This is a genomic window from bacterium (assembly GCA_016699045.1).
GTDB lineage: Bacteria > Babelota > Babeliae > Babelales > RVW-14 > AaIE-18.
Map to the genome: position 1 here is coordinate 67,477 of CP064957.1, position 23,703 is coordinate 91,179.

General features: G+C 40.2%; 19 protein-coding genes. 8 read left to right on the forward strand and 11 right to left on the reverse strand.

Annotated features, from left to right (window positions below):
* Positions 1-120: 120 nt before the first annotated feature.
* Positions 121-1,131, forward strand: a complete 1,011-nt coding sequence (trpS, locus tag IPF37_00310) for a tryptophan--tRNA ligase (GenBank protein QQR49276.1) — start codon at positions 121-123, stop codon at positions 1,129-1,131.
* Here the strand turns inward: trpS and IPF37_00315 are convergent.
* Genes IPF37_00315 through IPF37_00325 form a run of 3 tightly spaced genes read right to left on the reverse strand, consistent with a single transcriptional unit; the run spans position 1,124 to position 3,943 of the window.
* Complete coding sequence (locus IPF37_00315) at positions 1,124-2,056, reverse strand: protein serine/threonine phosphatase 2C family protein (GenBank protein QQR49277.1); 933 nt, start codon at positions 2,054-2,056, stop codon at positions 1,124-1,126. The two genes, trpS and IPF37_00315, sit on opposite strands and share 8 nt — an antisense overlap.
* Before the next feature lie 19 nt (positions 2,057-2,075).
* On the reverse strand, positions 2,076-3,014 hold the full coding sequence (locus IPF37_00320; GenBank protein ID QQR49278.1) for a protein serine/threonine phosphatase 2C family protein: 939 nt from the start codon (positions 3,012-3,014) through the stop codon (positions 2,076-2,078).
* Positions 3,015-3,034: 20 nt separating this feature from the next.
* Positions 3,035-3,943: a tyrosine-type recombinase/integrase gene (locus IPF37_00325; GenBank protein ID QQR49279.1), complete on the reverse strand. Its 909-nt coding sequence runs from the start codon at positions 3,941-3,943 to the stop codon at positions 3,035-3,037.
* 239 nt (positions 3,944-4,182) lie between these two features.
* Between IPF37_00325 and IPF37_00330 the strand changes: the two genes are divergently transcribed.
* Positions 4,183-4,785 (forward strand): endonuclease III, encoded by a 603-nt coding sequence (locus IPF37_00330; GenBank protein QQR49833.1) that lies wholly within the window; start codon positions 4,183-4,185, stop codon positions 4,783-4,785.
* Positions 4,786-4,881: 96 nt separating this feature from the next.
* On the opposite strand, the gene IPF37_00335 is transcribed toward IPF37_00330, so the two are convergent.
* Together IPF37_00335 and mutS are read right to left on the reverse strand one after the other, a co-directional pair.
* Positions 4,882-5,340 (reverse strand): hypothetical protein, encoded by a 459-nt coding sequence (locus IPF37_00335; protein QQR49280.1) that lies wholly within the window; start codon positions 5,338-5,340, stop codon positions 4,882-4,884.
* 214 nt (positions 5,341-5,554) lie between these two features.
* Complete coding sequence (gene mutS, locus IPF37_00340; GenBank protein ID QQR49281.1) at positions 5,555-8,146, reverse strand: DNA mismatch repair protein MutS; 2,592 nt, start codon at positions 8,144-8,146, stop codon at positions 5,555-5,557.
* 157 nt (positions 8,147-8,303) lie between these two features.
* Between mutS and IPF37_00345 the strand changes: the two genes are divergently transcribed.
* Together IPF37_00345 and cmk are read left to right on the forward strand one after the other, a co-directional pair.
* Positions 8,304-8,837 (forward strand): hypothetical protein, encoded by a 534-nt coding sequence (locus tag IPF37_00345; GenBank protein ID QQR49282.1) that lies wholly within the window; start codon positions 8,304-8,306, stop codon positions 8,835-8,837.
* 18 nt (positions 8,838-8,855) lie between these two features.
* Positions 8,856-9,536: a (d)CMP kinase gene (cmk, locus tag IPF37_00350; protein ID QQR49283.1), complete on the forward strand. Its 681-nt coding sequence runs from the start codon at positions 8,856-8,858 to the stop codon at positions 9,534-9,536.
* On the opposite strand, the gene IPF37_00355 is transcribed toward cmk, so the two are convergent.
* Complete coding sequence (locus IPF37_00355; protein QQR49284.1) at positions 9,516-11,009, reverse strand: PhoH family protein; 1,494 nt, start codon at positions 11,007-11,009, stop codon at positions 9,516-9,518. The two genes, cmk and IPF37_00355, sit on opposite strands and share 21 nt — an antisense overlap.
* Positions 11,010-11,178: 169 nt before the next feature.
* Here IPF37_00355 and thrS point away from each other — a divergent pair, with 169 nt between their 5' ends.
* Positions 11,179-12,897 carry a threonine--tRNA ligase gene (thrS, locus tag IPF37_00360; GenBank protein ID QQR49285.1) on the forward strand — a complete coding sequence of 573 codons (1,719 nt, stop codon included), beginning with the start codon at positions 11,179-11,181 and terminating at the stop codon, positions 12,895-12,897.
* An 18-nt stretch (positions 12,898-12,915) separates the two neighbouring features.
* Entirely contained in the window at positions 12,916-14,322 is a 1,407-nt protein-coding gene (locus IPF37_00365) for a metallophosphoesterase (GenBank protein ID QQR49286.1), read from the forward strand.
* On the opposite strand, the gene IPF37_00370 is transcribed toward IPF37_00365, so the two are convergent.
* Positions 14,319-15,533, reverse strand: a complete 1,215-nt coding sequence (locus tag IPF37_00370) for a phosphoglycerate kinase (protein ID QQR49287.1) — start codon at positions 15,531-15,533, stop codon at positions 14,319-14,321. The two genes, IPF37_00365 and IPF37_00370, sit on opposite strands and share 4 nt — an antisense overlap.
* Before the next feature lie 376 nt (positions 15,534-15,909).
* On the opposite strand from IPF37_00370, the gene IPF37_00375 reads away from it, so the two are divergent.
* The gene (locus IPF37_00375) at positions 15,910-16,605 is read left to right on the forward strand and encodes a hypothetical protein (protein ID QQR49288.1); all 696 of its coding nucleotides are present in this window, start codon (positions 15,910-15,912) and stop codon (positions 16,603-16,605) included.
* A gap of 66 nt (positions 16,606-16,671) precedes the next feature.
* Here IPF37_00375 and rpiB read toward each other — a convergent pair whose 3' ends face one another.
* Together rpiB and IPF37_00385 are read right to left on the reverse strand one after the other, a co-directional pair.
* The gene (gene rpiB / locus IPF37_00380) at positions 16,672-17,100 is read right to left on the reverse strand and encodes a ribose 5-phosphate isomerase B (GenBank protein QQR49289.1); all 429 of its coding nucleotides are present in this window, start codon (positions 17,098-17,100) and stop codon (positions 16,672-16,674) included.
* Positions 17,075-17,761: a hypothetical protein gene (locus tag IPF37_00385; GenBank protein QQR49290.1), complete on the reverse strand. Its 687-nt coding sequence runs from the start codon at positions 17,759-17,761 to the stop codon at positions 17,075-17,077. Before IPF37_00385 ends, rpiB begins: the two co-directional genes overlap by 26 nt.
* 185 nt (positions 17,762-17,946) lie before the next feature.
* Here IPF37_00385 and IPF37_00390 point away from each other — a divergent pair, with 185 nt between their 5' ends.
* Positions 17,947-19,266 (forward strand): ABC transporter permease, encoded by a 1,320-nt coding sequence (locus tag IPF37_00390; protein ID QQR49291.1) that lies wholly within the window; start codon positions 17,947-17,949, stop codon positions 19,264-19,266.
* 2 nt (positions 19,267-19,268) lie between these two features.
* Here IPF37_00390 and IPF37_00395 read toward each other — a convergent pair whose 3' ends face one another.
* Together IPF37_00395 and IPF37_00400 are read right to left on the reverse strand one after the other, a co-directional pair.
* Positions 19,269-20,855 carry an ankyrin repeat domain-containing protein gene (locus IPF37_00395; GenBank protein ID QQR49292.1) on the reverse strand — a complete coding sequence of 529 codons (1,587 nt, stop codon included), beginning with the start codon at positions 20,853-20,855 and terminating at the stop codon, positions 19,269-19,271.
* Positions 20,856-21,002: 147 nt separating this feature from the next.
* Positions 21,003-23,228: a hypothetical protein gene (locus tag IPF37_00400; protein ID QQR49293.1), complete on the reverse strand. Its 2,226-nt coding sequence runs from the start codon at positions 23,226-23,228 to the stop codon at positions 21,003-21,005.
* Positions 23,229-23,703 lie beyond the last annotated feature (475 nt).

A 23,703-nucleotide genomic window follows, 5' to 3' on the forward strand; every position in this document is an offset into this window, starting at 1 on the left:
GGCAGCAAAAAAGTGTAAGAACCGCACTTGTTCTTGAATGCTTGGTATTTTTGGATACACTTAAACCTACGCTATTTTATGCATTAAAAAATTAAAAAACCAAAGAAAGAGTTTATTGTTATGAATAAAAAAATAGTTTTGACAGGTGACCGTCCAACTGGTTCGCTTCATTTGGGTCACTATGTCGGTTCATTGCGCAATCGTTTGCTATTGCAAGAAACGTGCAATCAGTTTGTAATGTTGGCAGACGTTCAAGGTTTGACTGACAATGTTGAACATCCCGAAAAGATTGCCAACAATATTCTTGAGGTGGCGCTTGATTATTTGGCGGTTGGTCTTGATCCTGCAAAAACGACTATTTTTGTTCAATCAATGATTCCTGAAATTGCTGAGTTGACGGTCTATTATCTTAATTTAGTGACTGTTGCGCGGTTGGAACGTAACCCCACCGTGAAAGATGAAATTCATCAAAAGGGCATGGGCAAAAACGTGTCGGTTGGTTTTTTGGCCTACCCGATCAGCCAGGCTGCCGACATTACTTTTTTGAATGCAGAGTTGGTACCAGTCGGGCACGATCAGCTGCCGGTTATTGAACAAACAGTAGAAATTGTGCGTCGCTTTAACCGTATTTATGGCGAAGTTTTTGTTGAGCCGCAAGCAATGGTGCCGTCGAGTGAAGAAGTGGGCCGCTTGCCGGGTATTGATGGTAAAGCAAAAATGAGCAAGTCGCTGGGCAATGCGATTCATTTGTCCGATGAACCTGATGCGTTACTTAAAAAAGTAATGGCCATGTACACCGACCCTGATCATATTCGCGTTGAAGATCCGGGCAAAATTGAAGGTAACACCGTTTTTATGTATCTCGATATTTTTGGCAAAGATAAAGAAAAAATTGCTGAACTCAAAGAACATTATCAGCGCGGCGGCCTTGGTGACGTCAAAGTTAAGCGTTATCTGAATGACGTGCTGCAAGATTTTTTAACACCGATTCGTACGCGCCGCAAAGAGTTTGCGCAAGACCCAGATTTTGTGATGGAAGTGTTAAAAAAAGGAACAGCGGCAACGCGTGAACGTGCCGCTGTGATGATGCAAAAAGTTCGTCAAGCAATGAAAATTAATTATTTTAAATGATCTGGCTGCTATATTCCTGTAACAAGTCGAGAGCGCTTGGCTCAGTTTTGTCATCGTGATTAAAACAAATGATTGTCACGGTAACGTTATCATGGTCAAGAAGATCGAGTGCTTTTTTTACTAAGAAGTTGGCGCATTGTTCAACCGAGTAGCCTTGACTGAGCTGTTGCTTTGTTAAATCGACTGCTGCTTGATTGCTCACGACGTCCCATAATCCGTCGCAAGCAATAATCAAAAATTCTTCGGTGCCGTCTATTTTTCGTGTGTGAATTGCTGGGTTTGGTATAACGAATCCTTCGTGAAAACGATCTCCCAAGGCACGACTTACAGCAAGGCCTAAGATACGGGAACTTTCAAGATAGATTTCTTTTTGTTGATTTGCAGTGATCAGGAATGGAGTTTTTATACGTGAGGGATGTGTCGAGATTTTGATAGAACTTAATTTTTCAATGCGTTCTTTTTCTGATGGTAGGCCTGGGTTGTGGTCGACTGACATTTGGAGTGCTTGGCCTCCTGCACATAATACCGCGCGAGAGTCTCCTGCGTTGGCAACATATAATGTTTTATTGCGTAACATGGCCACCGTAGCAGTTGTGCCTTCGTGTTGGTTTTCAATGCTTTCGTGCATAGCCAAAAATCCTTGTTCAAGTGCTTGCTCGGTGCTGAGTGTTGCTTCGAGTCTAAGGATATGCTCGTGAAGTTCTTGTTTTGTTTTTTCGGCAACTTCTGATCCGCCATGGCCGTCATATATGCCAAAAAATTGATTATTGGTGTCGTTGTGGTGGCGGTCTTCCATAGTTGGGCGACGATTTCCTTTTTCTGCGCATGTGGCAAAGGTAATGTTAATTTTTTGAGAGGCTGCAGAAAACAATAAAGTACTTGAGTTGGTAATGAAAAGTAAGCTTATGGCGAGTATTTTTTTCATGAAAAATCCTTCTGGAAAATTAGGTGAGGTTACTTGATTCGATGTTAGTGTTGTCCTTAAAACAAATAATGGTGACCGTAACGTTATCATGGTTCCAAATTCTGATGGCTTTTTCGACTAAACATATGGCGCATTGTTCTAGTGTTTGTCCATCACGGAGCCATTGTTTTATTAAATCAACAGCTGCTTGATTGCTCATAATCGTCCAGAGGCCGTCACTGGCAATAATTAAAAAATCTTCAGTGCCGTTAAGTTTTCGTACGTGAATGTCTGGATTTGCAATAACAGCACCTTTAAAATTATGGTCGCCCAGAGCACGGCTTACCGAAAGCCCATAATCGTTATGATGTGGAATATTTGTTCGCTGAATGCGGCTTGTTGTATAAGTTTTTCTTTTGTCTTTGTCGTTAGCTTTCTCAATAAAAGGGATTTTTGAGGGTGCTGAAGATAAGTTTTTAATTCTCCACAAACCACTTGCTTCAATCCGCTTTTTTTCTATTGAAAAGTGTGGATTGTGGTCTGTTGAAACTTGCAGAGCTTGCCCATTAATGCTCAGGACGGCGCGGGAATCGCCCACGTTGGCAACATATAACGTGTCATTGCGGACAAGTGCGATAGTGGCGGTTGTTCCTTGGTTATAAGCTTTTCCTTTTATACAATCATTAAAAGTAATAAAGCTTGCTTGTATGGCTGTTTTTGTATCGGAAAATTCTTGTTCAGCATCATGCACCGTGGTGTGGAGGCCCTCTTGGGCCCATTGAGCAATTTCAGGACCTCCGTGGCCATCGTAAACGCCAAAAAATTTATTTTCTAAATTATTGTAAAAATAATCTTGCATGGTTTTGCGTGCTCCTTGATCAGTTGCTGTTGCAACATCAAGTTTGTATTCGAGTGCGGCTCCTAGAACAAGATTTGTGTAATTAAAAAAAAGCATCGTGGTAAATAATATTTTTTTCATAAAAGGTCCAATTCTTCTTTTTAGTCTTCGAGTACTAAGTGATCAAGATCATTAAGGGGGTGTTTTTCATCACAAAGTTGCGCTAATTTTTGATTACTCACATGGGTATAAATTTCTGTGGTTGCAATGGTTTTGTGACCAAGCAATTCTTGAATGACGCGTAAATTGACTCCTTCATTAAGTAAATGGGTAGCAAATGAATGGCGTATTTTGTGCGGAGTAAGTTTGCGATCGATCTTGAGAAATTTTCTAAACATTTCAAAAATACGCTGAACCGAGCGTGAGGTGATGGGGGTTCCTTTGCAGTTAACAAACAAATAATCGTGTTTGTGGTTGTGCAGCATGCCGGGCCTCTCTTCGTCGGTATACTGCTTAACTGCTTGCTGGGCCTTGTTACCAAACAAAACCATGCGCTCGCGCCGCCCCTTACCCATAATTCTAATCGTTTGTTCGCTGTGGTTGATATCGAGCAGCTTAATGTTAATTAATTCTGAACAGCGCACGCCGGTAGCATAAATCAATTCAAAAATTGCTTTATCGCGGTAGGGATATTTAGTAGGCAGTTCTTTAATATCAACAGAATCGAGTAAATAAAAAATCTCATCAACTGAAAGGGTGGTGGGTAGTTTTTTGTCCAGCCGGGGCGATTTGAAGGTAAAAGTAACGGGCACGCCTTGTGTTTTGAGATACGAAATAAATGAACGCATGCTTGAAAGTTTACGGGCAAGCGATGTTTTGCTAATTTTTTTATAAAAAAGTGCCAGTGCGTAGCGTTGCATAATTTTGTCAAAATTATGAATGACGTTCGTTTCTTTTTTATTAATTGTTTCCCAAAAGGTGGCAAGCTGTTGCAAGTCAGATTCATAGGCGCGGAGCGTGTTTTCTGATACATTTTTTTCTACATCAAGAAACGTGACAAAGTCACTCATTTTTTCTTTGAACGTTGAAAGTTCCACCTACATACTCCTATGGTTTTTTTTGAATGGCCATGATATACAGACAAGCATGCCTCATGATAAACTAGACCAGCGCTTAGCAGGCAAGTATATAAAAAAAAAGTTTTTTCGTTAACTGTTTTCTCATGTTTCCCGTAATTAGGGCTTTAATCATGTTTGATCATGAAAAAATTGTAAAAATCATTCAGATTTTAAAATCGGCGACCGGCCCCATGGCCGTGCCGTTAATTGATACGATTATTGAAGAATATGGCAAAGATCCATTTCTGATTTTGATTGGCTGCTTGCTCAGCTTGCGTGCCAAAGATATAACAACGGTGCATGTGTGTCGGGCACTTTTTGCTGTCGCCAAAACGCCGCAAGAGCTGTGTGCGCTTGATCGTGCACAACTTGAAAAAATTGTTTTTAAGACTGGCTTTTATAAAAACAAGGCAGCAGTGTTGCAAGAAGTGAGTAAAACATTACTCGAAAATTTTGAGGGCAAGGTTCCCCAAACACAAGAAGCGTTGCGCTCAATTAAAGGAGTTGGCCCCAAAACGGCAAACTTGGTCTTGGGTCTTGCATTTGATCAACCAGCAATTTGTGTTGATACGCATGTGCATTGCATTTCAAATCGGCTTGGGTTTATTTCAACAACTACCGTTGAAGAAACGGAAGTTGCATTGCAAAAAATATTGCCGCAGCGATATTGGACGGTATGGAATAAATTATTAGTGATGTGGGGACAGAATATTTGTGTGCCGCTCAGCCCCAAGTGCAGTCAGTGTGCCATCAAGGCAGAATGTAAACGCCGCGGTGTAACGCGAAGTCGCTAAAAAATCAAAAAATAATTATAGAAAAATGAGCAACAAAAAAGGGATCAACCGCGCATGATTGATCCCTTTTTTAATTTATGCTTTGTTTATTTAAAACTAAGCAACAATTTCTACGTCTTCACCGCACAAAGCTTTTCTGATGCTTTTTGCAAGTTTTTTAAGTTTTGATTCATCACGAGTAAGGTCGTAAGTAACCAAGCCGGCAACTGCCAAGGTTGATGTAACGATTGCTGCGGTGATGTATGGATGAGCTTTTGCTGATTCATAGGTAGCGTTTGCTTTATCAACCACTTTGGTTTTAGCAGACATAAGACCATCTTTTGCTGAATCAAGTCTAGGTTTTATGCATGCTTTATTGCGATTGTAGTAAACAGTACCTGATGCTGCTACAACAAGTACGCTAGCGATAAGAGCGGTTGCTTTTTTAGGATTTGCTTTCATCCAAGCAATAACTGCATTGGAATCAGCTTGTTTGGTTGCTTGTTCTGGTGCTGCTGCATAAGTAGCATTTGCCAAACCAAGGGAAAGAACAAGAGTAAGAACTATCTTTTTCATGAGGGACCCCCTAATAAAAAAATACATTATAACAGTACATGATAATACGTTTGCTTAGTACATAACTGCGCGTTGCTATGTGTTTGTCTTTTCCTAAGCGTGATAGATCGTAGCATAATAATTTGAAAAATCAAATATATTTAGTAAGCGCTTTCTGGTGGGCCAAAATATAATTATCTCTTTATTTCTCACAGAAAATAACAAAACAATAATGCTAAAGAGTGCGCGTTAATTCCCACAATAAATCAAATGCTTGTTTTGGTGTGCATTCGTTCATATTAATTGTTTGCAGTTTTTTAACGACGTGATCAGCTTTATCTGGTTGTCGCGTTGTATGCGGACAGCTGCAATTTTTTTGTTCTTGTGTCGCATTGAATGTGGGGTGGGAATGGTTACTTAGTTCACGCTGAATAGTGCTCGCGCGTTCAATAATTGATGGTGGTAGTTGTGCAAGCCGTGCAACATCTAAACCAAAGCTGCTGTGTGCAATGCCGGGTTCCATTTTGTGGAGGAAATGTAATTGCGAACCAATTTTTTTGCACAGCATGCTGTAGTTTTTTATCATTGGAAAATGTTCGCTTAGTGCAGTGAGTTCGTGATAATGTGTTGCAAACAAACATTTGGTGCCAATATTTTTTACTAAATGTTCAATGATTGCTTGCGCGAGTGCAATCCCGTCAAACGTGCTGGTGCCGCGTCCAACTTCGTCCAAAATGACCAAACTGTTTTTTGTTGCTTGCGTGCAGATTGTTGCCGTTTCTTCCATTTCAACCAGAAATGTACTTTTGCCTTCTGCCACATTGTCGCCAGAACCGATGCGTGTAAAAATACGATCGAGTAGCGGGAGACTGGCGCTGTCTGCAGGCACTAAGCTGCCGCATTGTGCCATAATGCAAATGAGTGCCACTTGGCGCAAGTACGTTGATTTACCACCCATGTTGGGGCCGGTAATGATTAAAAGCGATTGCTCAGCGTTGAGCATAGTATTATTTTTTACAAATGCTTCTTCACGTTTAGTTTCAACAACTGGGTGCCTGCCGCCATTAATAATAATATCATGCTGATCATTAAATGTTGGAACAATGTAATGATTTTGGTAAGCGCATGATGCCAAGCCAAAAAGACAGTCCAAGTACGCAAGGGCTTGTGCTGTTTGGCGGAGTTGTGTTAAATATTTTTCAACTTCATATTTGATGCGTTGGTAAACTTCAGCTTCAACGACATCGATTTCGCTTTGGGCGCTGTTAATTGCCTGTTCTAAATTTTTAAGTTCGGGCGTGCTGAAGCGTACCCGATTTACCAACTTTTGCTGATAAATATATTCGGCAGGAACTTGCGCCAAATTCGGATTGGTAATTTCAAGGTAGTAGCCGGTTATGTTGTTGTAGCGAATTTTTAAGCTGTTAATGCCGGTGCGTGCAATTTCTTGTTGCTCAAGTTTAAGAATTTCTTGCTGCCCGTTTTCAATCAAATAACGAAAGTGGTCAAGTTGGTGATCAAAGCCTTTTTTGATCGTGTACTTGCTCGTTGGGTCGTTGTGCAGGCTTTTGGCAAGTAATTGCACCAGGTCGTCAAAATTATAAATCTTGTCAGCGATTGCGTGTGCAAGGCTGCTGTTATTCAGTTCCTTCAATAATGTTTTAATGTCTGGCGCAATGCTGAGTGAATTTTGCAGCGCAAGATAATCGTATAACGACGCTTTGCGTAACGCAATGCGTCCGATAATTCGCTCAAGGTCGGCGAGCTGACTTAAAAGGTATTCAGCTTTTTGCATGGTGCCAACGCTGCTCATCAAACTGACAACAACTTCTTGTCGTTGCACAATAGCTTCTTTTTGTACCAGCGGTCGTTGTAACCATTTTTTAAGTGTACGTGAGCCCATGGCGGTTTTTGCGTGATCCATAACGGCAAAGAGTGAATTTTTACGTCCGCCATCTTGGTTGTTTTCTATAATTTCTAAATTTTTTTGTGTTGCGCGGTCCAAAATAACATAATCGTCTGGTTCGTAAAAATTGATTGATTTGAATTGCGAGAGTGATGCAGATTGGTTTTTGTTCAAATAGCGATATAAAACATCCAACGAATGAAGAAGTTCTTTTCGTTCTGTTAATTGTTGTTGCACGCTGTGGTTAAATTGTTGTTCAAGCCAGGCAGTTCCTGCCAGGGGGGCGTAGATATCGTTGCTGATTTCTTCAATTTTGTAAGGCGCAAAACTGGCACAGTAGCCAAGTTTTTTGAAATACACATTAAAAGGTTTTGCGTGGCTGCCTTGCGCTAAAATAACTTCGTCAGGAAAAAATCTGATAAGTTCTGCTTCAATCATTTTATGAGCGCCTGCCGGTACGCTGGTAGCAAAAAGCTGGGCGGTTAAAAGCTCTGAAAATACAAGGCCCCACGCATGTTCACCAGGAAAAAATGACATCAGATACGATGCTGATTTTTCATCAAGCATGGCAGCATCAGTCAGGGTGCCGGGTGTTAAAACGTTGGTGATGCCGCGCTGCACAACCGTGCCGGGTTGTGGTTTGGTGAGTTGATCACAAATAGCAACCTTGAAGCCGCCGACAATTAATTTTTTAAGATAATGATTAAGCGCATGGACAGGAACGCCGCACAAGGGAATGTCTTTGCCATTGTTCTTGCCGCGCTTGGTCAGTGTAATGGCAAGAAACGATGAGGCTTTGATAGCGTCATCAAAAAAAAGTTCATAAAAATCACCAACTTGAAAAAACAGCAGGGCATCTTCATAGTCTTTTTTGATTGCAAAGTATTGTTGCATTAATGGGGTAATTTTATCTTGCATCATTGTTCTTAAGAAGTTAAAATTTATCAAGCGTTTTTACAATAGTGTGGTAAAGCTGGTGATGGTTAGTATAGCGGCTTTACTGATTTATGACTATGTTAAAACGTTTCGTAGTGATATAGTAATACATTTTTTATGGTTGTAGCATGGGAAGGCCTACATGAAGAGATATGTGATTGTTTTATTGATGATGGTAATTGGCATTATTGGAAGTCCTGATTTTTGTAGAGGATCGGCTGCTGAGATCGAAGAGTTTAGTGTTCCTGTTCCAGCAATGGGATCTGTGTCGGCGATGCTTGAACAATTGGGAATTGACGGTGTTGTCATTACCGAAACGATTGTGTTTGATGCATATAAACGTTGTATGAGTGATATTTGTTTTGTGCACAGTAGTCCACGTGATTTAAGCAGGGCGAAAGCAAATTTTGAAAAAGCATACAATTTTTTGTTGGATTATATTTATCGTTCTTGTGTTGAAAGTATCGATATTGACGGGAGTTATTGTCCAGCATGCAGGCAAGAAGAATACGAGAAAAAGTTTACTCCTCAAGAATTAAGAAAGAAACTTGATCAAGCACTTACTCTAAAAAGAAGAGAGTTTGCTGACTTTCCTGATCGACTTGCGTTTCTTGATCGTGCAGAATTTTTTTTAAAAAAGAATTTAATGCCAAAATATTCACCATTGCGTTGCTAGTTAAAAAGGAGATAGTTGATGATTATTACGATTGACGGGCCGGTTGCCAGCGGTAAAAGCTCGGTGGCACAGGCTTTGGCCACGCGCATGGGTTTTTATTATTTGTACACTGGTTTGTTGTACCGTGCCTTTGCGTATCTCCTTAAAAAAAAATATGATGCTGAGATTAGTCAGTTTTTAACGTGCGTCGGGCCGTGTGTGGTACAGCCGGCTGATCTGATGATGACTGCCGGCATTGATTATGCGTATGTTGATGGTAAGCCACGGATTACGATTTATGGCTCTGCGGTTGTTGATGAATTATATCATCACGACATTGATCAGCTTGCATCAATCGTGAGTGCTAATAAAGCGGTTCGAGAGGCTTTGTTACCATTGCAGCGCCACATTGGCAAGCGGTACGATATCATTGCTGATGGTCGTGATTGCGGTTCGGTGGTATTTCCTGATGCCGATTATAAATTTTATCTAACAGCGTCTGTTGATGTTCGAGCCCAACGGGTTTTAAACGATGCAAAACGCAAAAATGGCGATATTGATGCAGCAAAAATTCGACAAGAACTTGAAGCGCGCGACCAACGCGATATGAATAGAGAAGTGGCTCCGCTCAGAATTCCTGAGGGAGCCATTGTTATTGATAATTCCACGTTAACGTTTAAAGAGACGCTTGATGCTTTTTTACAAAACATCCGCGGCTAATTGAGCCAATTCACTTCGTTCGCTCTTTTCTAAAAATGCCGTACCAAACAGGCTGGAGCCTTTCAGTTTGTCAGTTGTAACGGTCAGGCCGTTGCTCGTAAAATCTAAGTATGGTGAGTCGATTTGAAAAGGATCGCCAGCCAAAATAACTTTGGTGCCTTCGCCCGCGCGGCTGACCAGCGTTTTAACTTCGTGTGGTGTTAAGTTTTGTACTTCGTCAATAAATACAAATTGATTGGGAATAGAGCGGCCACGCATGTAGGTAATTGCTTCAAGGCTTAAGATGCCTTTTTGTTGCAGTTGCTCTACAAATTTAGTGTCTTGAAATCTTTTTTGATAGTGTTTTTGTTCTTGATCACGATCGTGATTGTGGTTCTTATTTTTTTTCCAACGTGGTTTTCTTTCGCGCTCCATCTGTAAATCTTCTTCATTGCCGCGCATGAGTTGGCTTGAAATAAATTCGAGATTGTCGTGGACTGGTTGCATCCACATGTGGAGTTTTTCTTGAATGTCGCCAGGCAAATAACCAACGTCGGCGCCCAAAGCTACGATTGGTCGAGCTACCATGAGTTTGCGATATTGTTTTTCATAAGCAACTTTAAACAAGCCTGCAAGGAGCGTAAGAAATGTTTTACCGGTACCGGCAGGGCCCAAGAGACTGACAATTTTAATTGAGTCGTCCATCAATAAATCAAGCGCCATGAGCTGTTGAATGTTGCGTGCTCTAAAGCTGCTTAAAATACTAATTGGGTTGATTTCTTTGCAGTTGTTACCACCAAGAAAACGGAAGAGGCGATTATTTTCAGGATTGTTTTCGCTTTCTAAAATAATGTATTCATTGGGGCTTAAGTCTTGCGCTGAAACAATGCTCAAGACTCTGTTGGCATTCATATCTTTTAAATCTTTGGCCGGCATGATGCGCTCTACCCAGCCTTTGTAGTAACTGTCGTACGTAATTTGGCCTTTGGTATAATCTTCGGCATTCAGGCCTAAAACGTCCGCTTTAACGCGTGAATTGATATCTTTGGTAACCAGTGTTACTTCGCAGTTTTGGTTGCTGAGGTCCTGGACCGTTTGAATGATGAGATTATCTTTGAACGTTTGTTCGCTCAAGCTGGTCAGGCTTTGAGAAAAATCAACTTTGTCTGGTGTTGGAAAAACTCGTAAAATAGCGCCTTCGGTGCCGTTTTTGAGTTCAACTCCTTCAAGGAGACTGCCCTGAGAACGCAAATAATCTAATGTTCTGATGATTTCACGAGTGTTATAACCTTTTTCCCCGACTTCTTTTTTGAAGCCATCAAGCTCTTCAAGAACTACAAATGGGATGCCAACGACCACTCCTTTGAAGGCGTAAATTGCTTTGGGGTCGTGCAATAGGACGTTCGTGTCTAGCACAAAGATGCGATTTAATCGAATTGGGCATTCACCTTTTGAGTTTGATGGTTTTGAGGTGATTTTTTTCGTTTCTTCCACAAGGTCTCCTTTTCTTGCTTGTACAGTTCGCCGCGGCTAGCGTCTTTTCATTATGATAAGCTCGTGCTACACTAGAGCGCACTCATGTGCCGCCATGAAAAATAGTATAAGTATCTTGAAAGTGAGTCCGCAATACATTGGCTGATTTGCATAAAAAAGAAAGGGTCTTATGAGCGAAATGAACGAACAACTACACAATCTGCGTCATTCCGCAGCGCATTTACTGGCGCATGCCGTTAGTGAATTATTTCCGGGCACTAAAATGACTATCGGCCCGGTAACGGAGACCGGTTTTTTTTATGATTTCTTGCCTGTGCAAAACTTTAAAGAAGAAGACTTGCCGCGTATTGAAGAGAGAATGCGTGAGCTGGCAAAAAAAGATTATAAAATTATTGGCAGTCAGGTGCCCAAAAAAGATGCCCGCGAGCGTTTTAAAGATAATCAATTTAAATTAGAAATCATTGACGATGTTACCGACGAAACGGTTGGCGTATATGGTCAGGGTGATTTTTATGATTTGTGCCGCGGTGGGCATGTGAACTCAACTGGCAAAATTAAGCATTTTAAATTGACGAGCATTTCGGGTTCGTATTGGCGTGCAAACCGTGAAGGTATTGCGCTTCAACGAATTACGGGCATTGCGTTTGAAACCAAAGAAGATTTGGACGCTTATTTGCAGCGGCTTGAAGAAGTTAAAATGTACGATCATCGTCGCTTGGGCAAAGAACTGGATCTTTTCTCATTTCACGATGAAGCGCCAGGGATGCCATTTTTCCACCACAAAGGTTTGTTGGTTTACAACAAGCTTATTGAGTTTATTCGTTCGCTTTTAAAGAAAGAGAATCAGGAAATTCGTACGCCGCTGCTGATGGCAGAAGGTTTGTGGAAGACTTCTGGGCATTATGATTTTTACAAAGATAAAATGTATTTTTGTACGATTGATGAACAGACCGATTGTGTGCGTCCCATGAACTGCCCCGGCTCAATCTTGATTTACAAAGAGCGTCCACGTTCATATCGTGAGTTGCCGTTGCGCTTGACCGAGTTTGGTTATGTGCATCGCTTTGAATTGTCTGGCGTTTTGCATGGCTTGTTTCGCGTGCGTGCGTTCACGATTGATGATGGCCATATTTATTGCATGCTTGATCAAGTTGAAGATGAAGTGGTAAAGCTTCTTAATTTTGCCGCAAAAGTTTATCAAGCATTTAATTTTGCCAATATTAAAATGGCTATCTCAACACGTCCAGAAAAATATATGGGCGATGATAAAGATTGGGAAATGGCAACGCAAGCATTGAAAAGTGCGCTCGACCGCAATGGTGTAGCTTATAAAATTCAAGAAGGCGAAGGCGCTTTTTATGGTCCTAAAATAGAGATTGTGATTGAAGACAGCATGGGCCGTGAGTGGCAGTGTGGTACGGTGCAGGTAGATTTTAATTTGCCTATTAATTTTGATCTTTCGTACATCGCTTCTGATCAATCTAAAAAACGTCCGGTTATTGTGCATCGCGCTATCTTGGGTTCTGTCGAGCGCTTTTTGGGTATGGTTCTTGAGCATTGTAAAGGGCGGTTGCCATTTTGGATTGCGCCCGTCCAAGCGCGCATTTTAATGATTTCTGAGCACCAAAATGCTTATGCCAAGGATGTGTGTGAACAGTTACTGGCCCATGGGCTACGTGTTGAACTTGATACATCGGGCGATAAAATATCTGCACAAATTCGTCGAGCGCAGATTGATAAGATGCCGTGGATGTTGGTGCTTGGTAAAAAAGAACAGGAACAAAATACCGTTACGTTGCGTCTTGCCGATGGCCAGCAGCAGGGTGATTTGACCGTGCAAGATTTGTATGCGAAAGCTGATGCGTTAAATGCAGAGCAAGCCGAATAATCTTTTTTAGGATACCTAATGAGTGACTGGTCATTGCCCAATATCGTTAGAAAAAGTAAAAGTGAAGTGCTAAAAAATTTACGTGCGGTTACGTATGAAGATTTTGACGAGGCGGCAAAAGAATTTGTTCGGCAGTCTGCCTTACGGTTGAGGGCTGGCAATTGGCTTTACGATACATTGCCCACAGAAGACTTTTTGGATGGTGAGGTTGGTGATTTTAAGATCTTGGAAGAAGCAAAGGCGCATAGATTTTTTACGCCTTTTGTTGTTAAAAAGATTTTTGAACCGGGAACGCGCATTGCGGTGATTGGTGATGTGCACGGTGATCTTGAATCATTAGTTGTTATTTTAAATGATTTGCAACGCCAAGGTTTGTTAGACGAAGAATATCATGTGATTGCTGAAGATTTTGTGATCATGTTTCTTGGTGATTATAGTAATTATATGCCGCATAGTGTTGAAGTTGTGCGGCTTCTTTTTTATCTCCATCGCGTCAACTTTGGTAAAGTTTTTCTGATGCGTGGCAACCATGAATATGCGCTATGCAACAAAGCATTGTATGAGCAATATGCAACGATTGGGCAACAAGATTTGGGCGAGCGTTATTCATTAATCGAAGAATTTGCTGAAAAATTTGGGATTTATTATTATCCCGATTTGTTATATTGGTACGATTATTTGCCGCTATCGTACTATATTGGTTGTACTAACGAGAAAGATAGTGTTACTAATTTTATTAAATTTTCTCACAGCGGTATTGAGATAGGTTTCAACCCGCAGCAGCTTTTGGTAACGCGCGATGTGCGTTTTGAGTTGATTGAAGAAATTAATCGGCACAATGCATTGCAAAAAATTTTGACCGAAAAATCGTTAAGCCATTTGCATAAAAGAATTAAAGAAGTGTTTTCATATCTCAAAAAGACTCCGCTTAAAAGTTTGGCAGCAACGTATACGGACAAAGGTGTTATTTATTTAAATAGCGCTGAAAATCTCAGTGCCAAAAAGCTTGGTATGCATTGGAATAACTTTTTGACGGAAAGCGAAGATAGTGGCTTTGCTGCTTCGCTGAAATACCAAAGTCTTTATTTTGGTAAAGAAATTACTGAATATTTTTTACAAAATCTTTCAGACGGTCCTGGTATTAACATTGCGGCAATTATGCGTAGTCATCAGCATTTTAATGATAAAGATGCTGCCATTAATTTTAAAAGTTCAATGCTTGATAAACTTATCGAAAACAAGGGCTATGTGCGGCAATGGGATGGCATGGTGCATACGGTGGGCGATGTTGGTTTTACCTCTGGTTATAACAGTTACGTTATTGTCCAACTTGAGCAGGCATTGCCAGAATGGAGCGTAACGCATTTTTCTAAAAAAAATAGCGAGGCAGTTTTTAAGCAAACAACGCAAGCGATGCTTGGTTAAAGCAGCGCTTTGAGGCCAGGTAGTGATTGTTCTGCAAAATCGGTGGCAATAAACGCCAGTGTTGCCCCGCCGCCAGTTGAAAGAAAATCGATTTCAGTTTGTAGGTTGTTGGCAAAAATTGCGGCGACTGTGTCGCCCCCACCAATTACGCTCAGTGCTTGGCTGTTGGCGATTGCGTGGAGTATTTTGCTAGTGCCTTGCGCATACGCGGGATCTTCATAAATGCCCATTGTGCCGTTGGCAAAGATTGTTGTTGCTTTGGCAATATCTTGCGAAAACATTTCTATAGTGCCGGGACCAATATCAACGATAGTACCGTTACTTGGGATGGCATCAATATTGTAATAATCTGTTGGGTAACTATCGCCAAATGTTACCAGAGCATCGTGAGGTAGGTTGATGCTGATTTGTAGCTCATCGGCCTTGTGTAAAAAATTACGTGCAAATTCAACCGCACTCATATCAACAATGCTTTGGCCAATGTGGTAGCCTTGCGCCTGTAAAAAGGCGTGCGCCATGGCACCACCAATTAAAAATGATTGAGGCATGGCGTAGCGTGGTCGTTTGAGAATATTTTTTAATAGATCAATTTTATCTTTTACTTTGTTGCCGCCTAAAATCATGACGTACGGTTGTTGCGGCTTTTCTTTAATGCTGGTCAGCATTGTCAGCTCTTTTTCAACTAGAAAACCAATTGAACGATCTTCAGTATTAAATCTTTGCGGGAGCAGGGTGGTTGAGGTATCGTTGCGGTGCATGAGCGCAAACGCATCGTTGACGTAACAGTCGGCAAGGTTTTTGAGCAGGTCGGCAAAGGTGTTGGCAGATTTTGATTCTTTTTCGCCATGAAAGAAGCGTAGATTTTCTATTAAAAGAATAGCATGTCGATCGGTATGGCTTTTTGCTTCTGCTTTTAAAAGATCAATTTCGTAGATTATGTGGTAGCCACGTTTTTCAAACCATTCTACCAGGAGCGAGCTTGAAAGATTTTCATCAAAATAATTACTGCGACTTAGCGCCTCTGGGTTTCCCAGGTGGGTTGCCAAAACAACTTTTGCGTCATTTTCGAGTAAATAGTCGAGCGTTGGCAGAAGGGCGGTAAGCCTGAAGTCGTTGACAATGACTTTGTCTGACAAAGGAACATTGAGGTCTGCGCGTACAAAAACACGCTTTTGAGCTACATTAAGTTGTTTTAATGATTTACCGTTCATTCATTCCCCTTGTTAAATATAATACCTTGTTTTCTGCTTGTAATTTAGTGGTTGATCAAAGCTATTCTTTAAATTCAATCAGTACCTGATTGGGGTGATAAAGATCAATAGTTTTGAGAAGTGGCTAGTGTTAGGTGCTGGTCATATTGGTTTTTTATAATTTTTGTTAGGGGTCTGCCAGGAAAGGCTTTGTTTTTGTGGTTGTTTTTAATTGGTTTCAAATAGGAATTAATTGTTTGATGGTGGGCTGTTTTGTGGCTTATTTACACACTTTTTGGCGTTTGAAGAATCTGGCAGCTTTGGTAAGATTAATATATGATAAATACTGAATTTATCACGAGTTTAAATAACTTTTTAAGCAAGGGGGGAACCTGCTATGAAAAAGAATATGAAGTTTTTAGTAATGGTACTTTTGAGCGGTGCATACTCGCTGAATCTTGTGGCTGGTGATCAGGCAGAAGATATCAATGGCCCCGTAGTTATTGCCACTGATGATATGCGTAATGCATTAGTGAGCGAGCAAAAGGCTAATGAAATGCGTTTTCAGCAAATAGTAATGCTTCGTCAGTTGAAGGCTTTAAAAGACCAAGAAGATCTTTTGAAAAAACTTTCTAAAGATAACGATAAAGACAAAGACAAAGATAAAGATAAAGACAAAAAAAAGACTATTTCAGGAAATATTTATAAGCTTGGTGAAGATACGGTTCTCAAAGGTATTGATTTAAGCCGTCAGGTTTTAGTTTATACTGGTGGGGGGCTGATTGCTGTATTTACGCTTTCTGGGACATTGATCTTACTTGCTAAATTGAATATCATAGAAAAGGCTTGTAAGGCTGTTAATCAAGCGGTATGGGAAGTTGCGCTTGATGGTTTTGATGGGTTGCTTAGTTGGCGCTTTGGTGACAATCTTGTTACCAATTGGTTTAGTGAGAAGCCTAAAAATCCTGTAAACATACAAGATCTTGATCTTGAGCAATTACTTGAGCAGCTTAAAGAAGTTGAACACAGAAATTTTTTAGCTGAAGAAGTTGAAAAAGAGCTTGCAAAATCAAGTAGTTCTTCTTGGTTCTAAAATAATTTGATTATTAAAAAAGGCCTCATGTTGTAAAGCATGGGGTCTTTTTTTGTGAAGTGCTTTTTAAAATTTATCGAGCATGTCGAGTCGTTTTTGATAGTGCTCGCCTTTAAATGCTGAGCCTAGCCAGGCCGTGACAATCGCAACTGCTTGTTCGGGCGTGGTTAAGTCTGTTGCTAAAATCAGGATATTTGCTTTATCGTGGCAGCGAGCGGCACGTGCAATCTCTTCGTTCCAACATAGTGCGGCATAAATACCTTTAAAACGATTGGCGGCGATGGACATACCAATCCCTGAGCCACACAACAAGATGCCAAAATCGGCAGCATGCGAGAGAACTTCTTTGCACACATGTTGCGCGTAAATTGGATAGTCGGTTTGTTGGCCAGACATTGTTCCTTGGTCTGACCAGACATATTCTTGAAAGTGCTTGATCAGATGTTTTTTAAGTGCGAATCCGCGATGATCAGCACCAATAGAAATCTTTATCACTTAATAACTCCGCATGTTTTTTATAATCTTTAGGGTCCCATGTTAAAAGAAATTCTTTAGTTGGTGATGCAATAACCATCGTAACTTTTTCGTGAGAGCTAATTGTCGTTGTTTTGTCGGCGCTTTCGCGTGGGAATTTTACCAAATAAACCGTTTTGTGTGGCGTAAAGCGATACCCAAAGAACGTTTGATATTCAGGTTCGATATCAATCTCTTGGATACTTTCAGCTTCAAGTCGTTGGCCGTTTGATGCTTCAAGAGATAGTGTCCAGTATGAATTTGGGTCATTTAATGCAGGGTTGGTGTTATCTTTTATTTCTGCCAAGACATAAAATGAGATTGATTCTGCGTTTTCTTCGTATTCTTTTTCAAGTAACGATTGTATTGCTTCACGGTTCTTGCCGCGTCGTTGAGCAAATTTTTGGGTAAAGGCGGTGCGGGTTTGGTCTGACAACAACAAGACATCAAAGACTGCTTCTGTTTTAAATTCGGTATACATTTTTTGTGAGCGCACATTGTTGTGTGTTATTTCTCGGCAATCTTGCTCTTCGCTGCCTTGCGGGAATTCACTTTTTACCACTTTGTGATATTTTATGCACGAGGAAAAAAGGCACAGGCTGCTCACAATGCTGAGCATGCAACCAAGGTTTTTCATGATCATATCGGTATCTTTCTTTGCTAAGGTCCTTACTCGCTATCTTTTTTTAGTGGAAATTAATAATTCAGCATATACCAGATTTTTGTTAAGAAAAAGAATATCAATAAAATTTGCACTATTTGCAAGCCCTGCCTATTCACGTTACACTTTGTTTAATCGATTGGTTTATAACTTTTGGGGATATACGTATGAAAAATTTGGCGTCTACGCTTGCTTACAAATATTTAAGTTTTAATAACAAAGATAAAAATATTTCATTCATGATCAAAGTTTGTTTTATGGGTATTTTTATCGGTACTTTTTCGTTGATGCTCACTTTAATTATAACGAATGGTTTTGAAAAAGTTATTCATGAAAAAATGCAAGGCATTAACGCTCATATGATACTTTATGCGCCCAAGGGCCAGCTTGATTATCATGCTTTGGGCAGAGCGATAGAGACTGAGTTTGGCGAGCAGGTGTGTGGCATTAGTGGCAGCAGTGCGCGCCAAGCAATTATTGATCGCGATAAAACACAAAGTGTGATATTTCTCAAAGGAATTGATCAGGTTCATGAGCATGAAGTTTCGGTGTTGCCAGAAAAAATTACGGCGCCTCGGGAAGAAGTTTTAACGCTTGATAGGAAAGATGTACTCAGTTTGTTGCTCCAAGATAACAATATTATTATTGGGCAAAAAACCGCTGAGCATTATGGTTTGCAGGTGGGCGATACTTTGACGCTTTTAATTCCTGAACCAGGCGGACGTACGAAGATATTTTTGGATAAGAAGCAGGTGGTGGTAAGTGGCATTTTTTCGGTCGGCTTGGAAGAGTATGATAATAACGTTGCTTTTACCTCGCTTGATTATTTTAAAATGCTTTATAAAGATAAGGGAGTCGATCATATTAATTTGAAAATTAAAAAGGATTTTATTCCACGTCCAACTGATTTACGATCTTTGATTTCTTATCTTGGGCAACGCATGCACCATTTTTTTTGTGCACAAGATCCTGAAGTTTTAGTTCAACAGAAACTTAAAGAGCGATTTCCGCATTTAGTGATTAATTCATGGAAAGAACTGTATCCAGCCCTTCTTGCATCGCTCAAACTTGAAAAATATGTCATGTTCTTTATTCTAGCGCTGATTACGCTGGTGGCGTGTATGAATATGATTTCTTTGTTATTTATGCAGATTCAACAAAAACGTCGTGATATTGCTATTTTGAGAGCGATGGGGATGCCTCGTAAAATGATACAAAGTATTTTTGTTAAACTGGGTGTTTTTATAACGTTCTGGGCAACCGTGTGTGGTCTAGGTTTGGCGGCATGTGCAGGTTGGTTTTTAGAGCGTTACCCATTCATAGAGCTGCCTGATGTTTATTATGTTTCGCATTTGCCAGCACGTATGGATCTTGAGATTTTTCTTGTGGTTTTTGTTGCCACCATGTTGTTAGGTTTTCTTGCAACGTGGTTGCCAGCCCGGCGTTCACGTAATCTTAATGTTGCCCAAGTCTTGCGTCAGGAATGAGACTATTCTTCTTGTATTGCGCGAGGATATTGTTTCGAAAGCAACATTTTTAAATAAACCTTTGGTAATACCTCTTTGAGAATGCCTTTCACTTTTTCACAATCAGTCATTGATACTTTGGCAGAGGATGGTGCAAGGCTATTGCTGCCTATTTTTGATTTATGTTTTTTTGTGAGTTCTACATCTTCATTAATTGAGTAGGCGGGTAGTTTCCAGTAGTGGCCTAAAAACGTCGTATAAATTTTGTCATCGTGATACGACAGTAAAAATACCATACGCATTGTTGCGTCGTACTCTTTGCCTTGAATGGTGATTGTTTTGGATGGTACATATTCTTCAGCTAAAAAGTCGCGATTTCTATCTTGAGCCCAATAGTTATATGATTTGTCTGGGTTGGCGGCGATGGCTGATGGATTTTTCAAAATTATTTTGAGTGTTGAATCCAGGTCATTTTTATGAACAATTAAAACGCCCCAGCCATTGGCGGCACTTAAAGGTTTTAAGACAATAATATCTGTTTTTAAATCATCAATAATAGTTTGAGCCAAATTTTTGGTGTAGATTTTTTTGTACGTTTGCCAACGTGGTTTATAGTCTTTGAGACGATCGTCATTAAAGAGAAGATTGGTGGTATACTTATTATTGACGTAAGGTGCGGTAACATTGTCTAAAACAATAAAATCAGGATAATTTTTTTTGAAGTCGTTTAACAGTGCTTTTGATGTGTAGTGATGGCGTAAGACTATAACACCTTTGCAATCATCAAGCGTTTGAGGATTTTTGTTAATTGGTAGAGCGGTAAGTTTTTGAAAAAGCGGGTCTTTTTTAAGCTCGGTTATGGAACTAGCAAATTGCCCGCCAATATCAATAAATTTTTTTGCAGCAATAGTCGATTCAGCCCAGATAGACTCTGGTTTACGGCCAACATACCAAACAGGTAGGTTGAGTTTTTCAAGGAATAGCCACATTGATTCCCAAATTTTGCCTTTACCGTAGAGTGTTTCGTGCCCTTTGAAATATGAGCGGGGGCCTTCGCCAAGTTCTAATATTTTTACGTTGCCATGAGCGTCGAATTTTAAATCTGAAATGATAAATGAAATATCAACAGGTAAGTTGGACTGCATTGACTTTGTTTCGGTATCATTGAAAAGAAGTGATTGAATTTCAAGATCATTTGTTTTGAGTGCATGTTCTCGTGGTGTTTTGTTTGTATGGTCTTGAATGTTGGGGTTTGCTCCCAGAAGAAGGAGGTATTCAACAGTTTGAGCGTTTCCTTGTTTGATGGCATGGTGTAATGGTGTTTTTCCCATTGAATCTTGCATATTGATATTTTCACCGTTTACTACAAGTGTGGTGAGTGTTTGAATGTCTCCCGAGCTTGCAGCGCTACACAGTGTGTTGAGTTGTACGGGATCGTCGTTAATGCGATAGCGTTTATTATTGTGTTTATCTTGATTTGAAAAATCATTGTTGTTGCGAAGTGTTGTTTCTTCCAAAATATGTCGTTTTTGTTTTACGGTAATGTTTGCTGAAAGAGTGGTTATCAATAGCGAACACGTGAGGAGTGAACGAGTAAGCAACGTGATCATAAATACTCCCTTTTTTCTTTATGTTACTAATTACGTAGTTGTCATGATGGTACAAAACAACTTGCAATAAAGTCAATGGGGGGATCAAAAATGAAAAGAGGCTCTCGTTGGTGAGAGCCTCTGGATCTTGACTTAGTGATAACGATGTTAGTGTAGTGGAGGTGATTTTTTGAGGAAAGTGATTGGGGTAAGTGGCAGTGATTTAACCGCAGGTATATTTTTTGATTTCATCATTTTAAAATAAATTCGTGGTAATGCTTTTTGTAGAGCTGTCTTGGCAATAACAAGGTCTGCCGGAGCTATTGCTGCGCTGCTAATGCCGCTGTCCCCTATTTTAGAGATGTGTTTATCGTTCAGTGTTCCTGCGCCAATGAGAGGTTGTGTTGGTAGTTTCCAGTAGCCGTCCAAGAATGTTAAATGAATCTTACCTTCATCATAATGCAGGGTAAAGACCATGCGCATGGTTGGATCATATAAGTTGCTTTCTACTTCAATTGGCTGAGAAGCTTCGTATTCTTCTACAATAAAGTTTTGATTTTTATCTTTTAACCAATATTTTTCAGCGTCGCTAACGCTGGTTGTTGATCTTATTTTTTTACTTCTTTTTTCCATAGGCAATATATTTCTGAGATGATCGTCAAGGTTGCTAGCGTGTGTAATAATAATACCAGAGCCCTTAAATGCGTTGAGCGGTTTAATCACCAACGTTGAACAATTGAAATCATTAATGATGTTTTTTGCTAAATCAGGATGATATTTTTTAGGATAGGCTTTGCATTGTGGGCGGTATGCTGTTAGTTGCTTGGTATCAAAGAGAGTGCTTGTTAAATATTTATTATTCACGTGCCGCCCGGTGCCGCTATCAAGGACCAGAAGGTGTGGATATTGTTTTCTAAAAGCGCTGACCAACTCGTCGGCTGGGTTTTTGTGCCTAAAGACAACAATGCCTTTGTACGAGCTAATGGCGCGTTCATCAATAACTGGCGCGATGGCTGGAAATTTTGGATGCTGTACTAATTCTTTAATGCTGGTAACGTTAATGCCGCCAACGGCGTTAAATTTTCTTATTGCTATTTCATCTCGAGCGCTTTGTTCTTCAAGAGCTGGGCCAACGTACCAAATTTGTTGGTTAAATTGTGCAAGATAATGCCAGAACATTTCCCAAATTTTTCCTTCGCCAAAAATCTTGCTGTAGCCAGCAAAGCGAGATCGTGGACCTTCACCAAACTCTAAAATTTTGATTTTGTTTTTGGTGTATTTGGCGTCGAGAATCAAAAATGAGATATCTGCTCCAAGCTGCCCCGTGGCCGGTTTAATTTGAGTAGCAGGCACACTTGCAGGAGCGGGTTCTGGTGATGCTATTTGTTCTATTGGTTGATCAGTTGTTGGTTGAGGGATTGTCACTTCTTGAATAGCGTTGTTAAGAGCATGCTGTATCAATTGGTCAATTTGCTCTTGTGTGCTACTTGTGCTTGTTCGTTGATTTTCTTTTTTCTGTGCTTTTTCTGTTTGAACAATTTTAATGGCGGTATCAATAATATCTTGTGATGAAGTTGATTGGGTATCAAGAAGGGTAGGCATCTCTAAGTTAGTAAATTTTTCTTTATCGAGGATAAATTCTAACGGTAAAAAGCTTTTTTCTTGAAGATAACGCGGCAGCCAAGGAGTTGGGTTTTTTTGAAAGTCGCTAAAAAAATCGTAAAAGGAGCGAGTTCCTTCTACCAGATCGCGCTGAATATCTTGTTGTTCTTGTGAAAAATTTAAGGTTGAATTCTGATTGAGTTGAAGAATAAGAAGCCTTACGAGTGACTTTCTAATTTTCTTCATGGCGGTAATGCCTTCGTCATATTTGGCAATTTTTTCAGTTACATTGCCAAGACTTACTGCCGTTGGGCTTGTGTCGGTAGTAGCGTTGTCAGTAATCGGTGGTTGGATGGTTATTGGTTCAATAACGATTGGTATTTGAGTATTTGGTGTTGCTTGCTCAATTAATTCAATGGCTTTTTCTTGTGGTTGGCTGGAGAACGATACATTTATCTCTTCGGTAATAGGTTCTTGCATGGCTAAGGTTGTTGAGATAAGGTTGCTTAAGGCCAGATCTAATTCTTGTTCTAGGCGTTCTTTGTCGCTGCGTGGAGTTGAGTCTGGTATTGTTTGTTTTTTGTTAAGCAGGTTACTTGAAACGCTATTGTGTATAATTTTCTTTTTTCCAATATTGTTGATGTTGTTTGCGGAAAAATACACTGCCCTGGTATCAGTAGTTGCCGAGTCTTTTTCAAGGGCGAGAGAGAAGGGTTCTTCCGCCTTGATAGTGCCTATTATGAGGCTTGCCATTATTATTGCCATTAAGGCATACGTTTTTACATAATTCATTCTTAATCTCCCGGGTTGAACTTTGCCAATATTATCTAAAAATAAAATATTTGATTAAATCCTGTGTGTTATTAATTTCATAATAGTCAAAACAAAAACAAAAAATCAATACTATTATAACAAACACTTAAAATGCCAATTTCTATTAGATGCTACCCTTTGTAAGATGCGGGGTTATTTTTGGTATCGCAAACAATTGTGTCTGATAATTTCTTTATATTCTTTCAATCATTGATTGTTTTGGTTGCGGCGATGCGACTTGGTGGCAAGATTGAAGGAGTGATTGGCGCGGCGAATTTTTTAATGTGTTATAAAAAGAAGGGAGGGGCGCTTGTGGTTTCTTTGCGTTCGCGAAGATTACAGGATAGAGTGAAGATAGGGCCCCCGACGAATTTGAGGTATTGGCATGTCGTCGGAAGCCCTATCTTCACTCGTGATGGGTTTGGGCCGTGGGCCCTTTAAACCCGTACTTTCG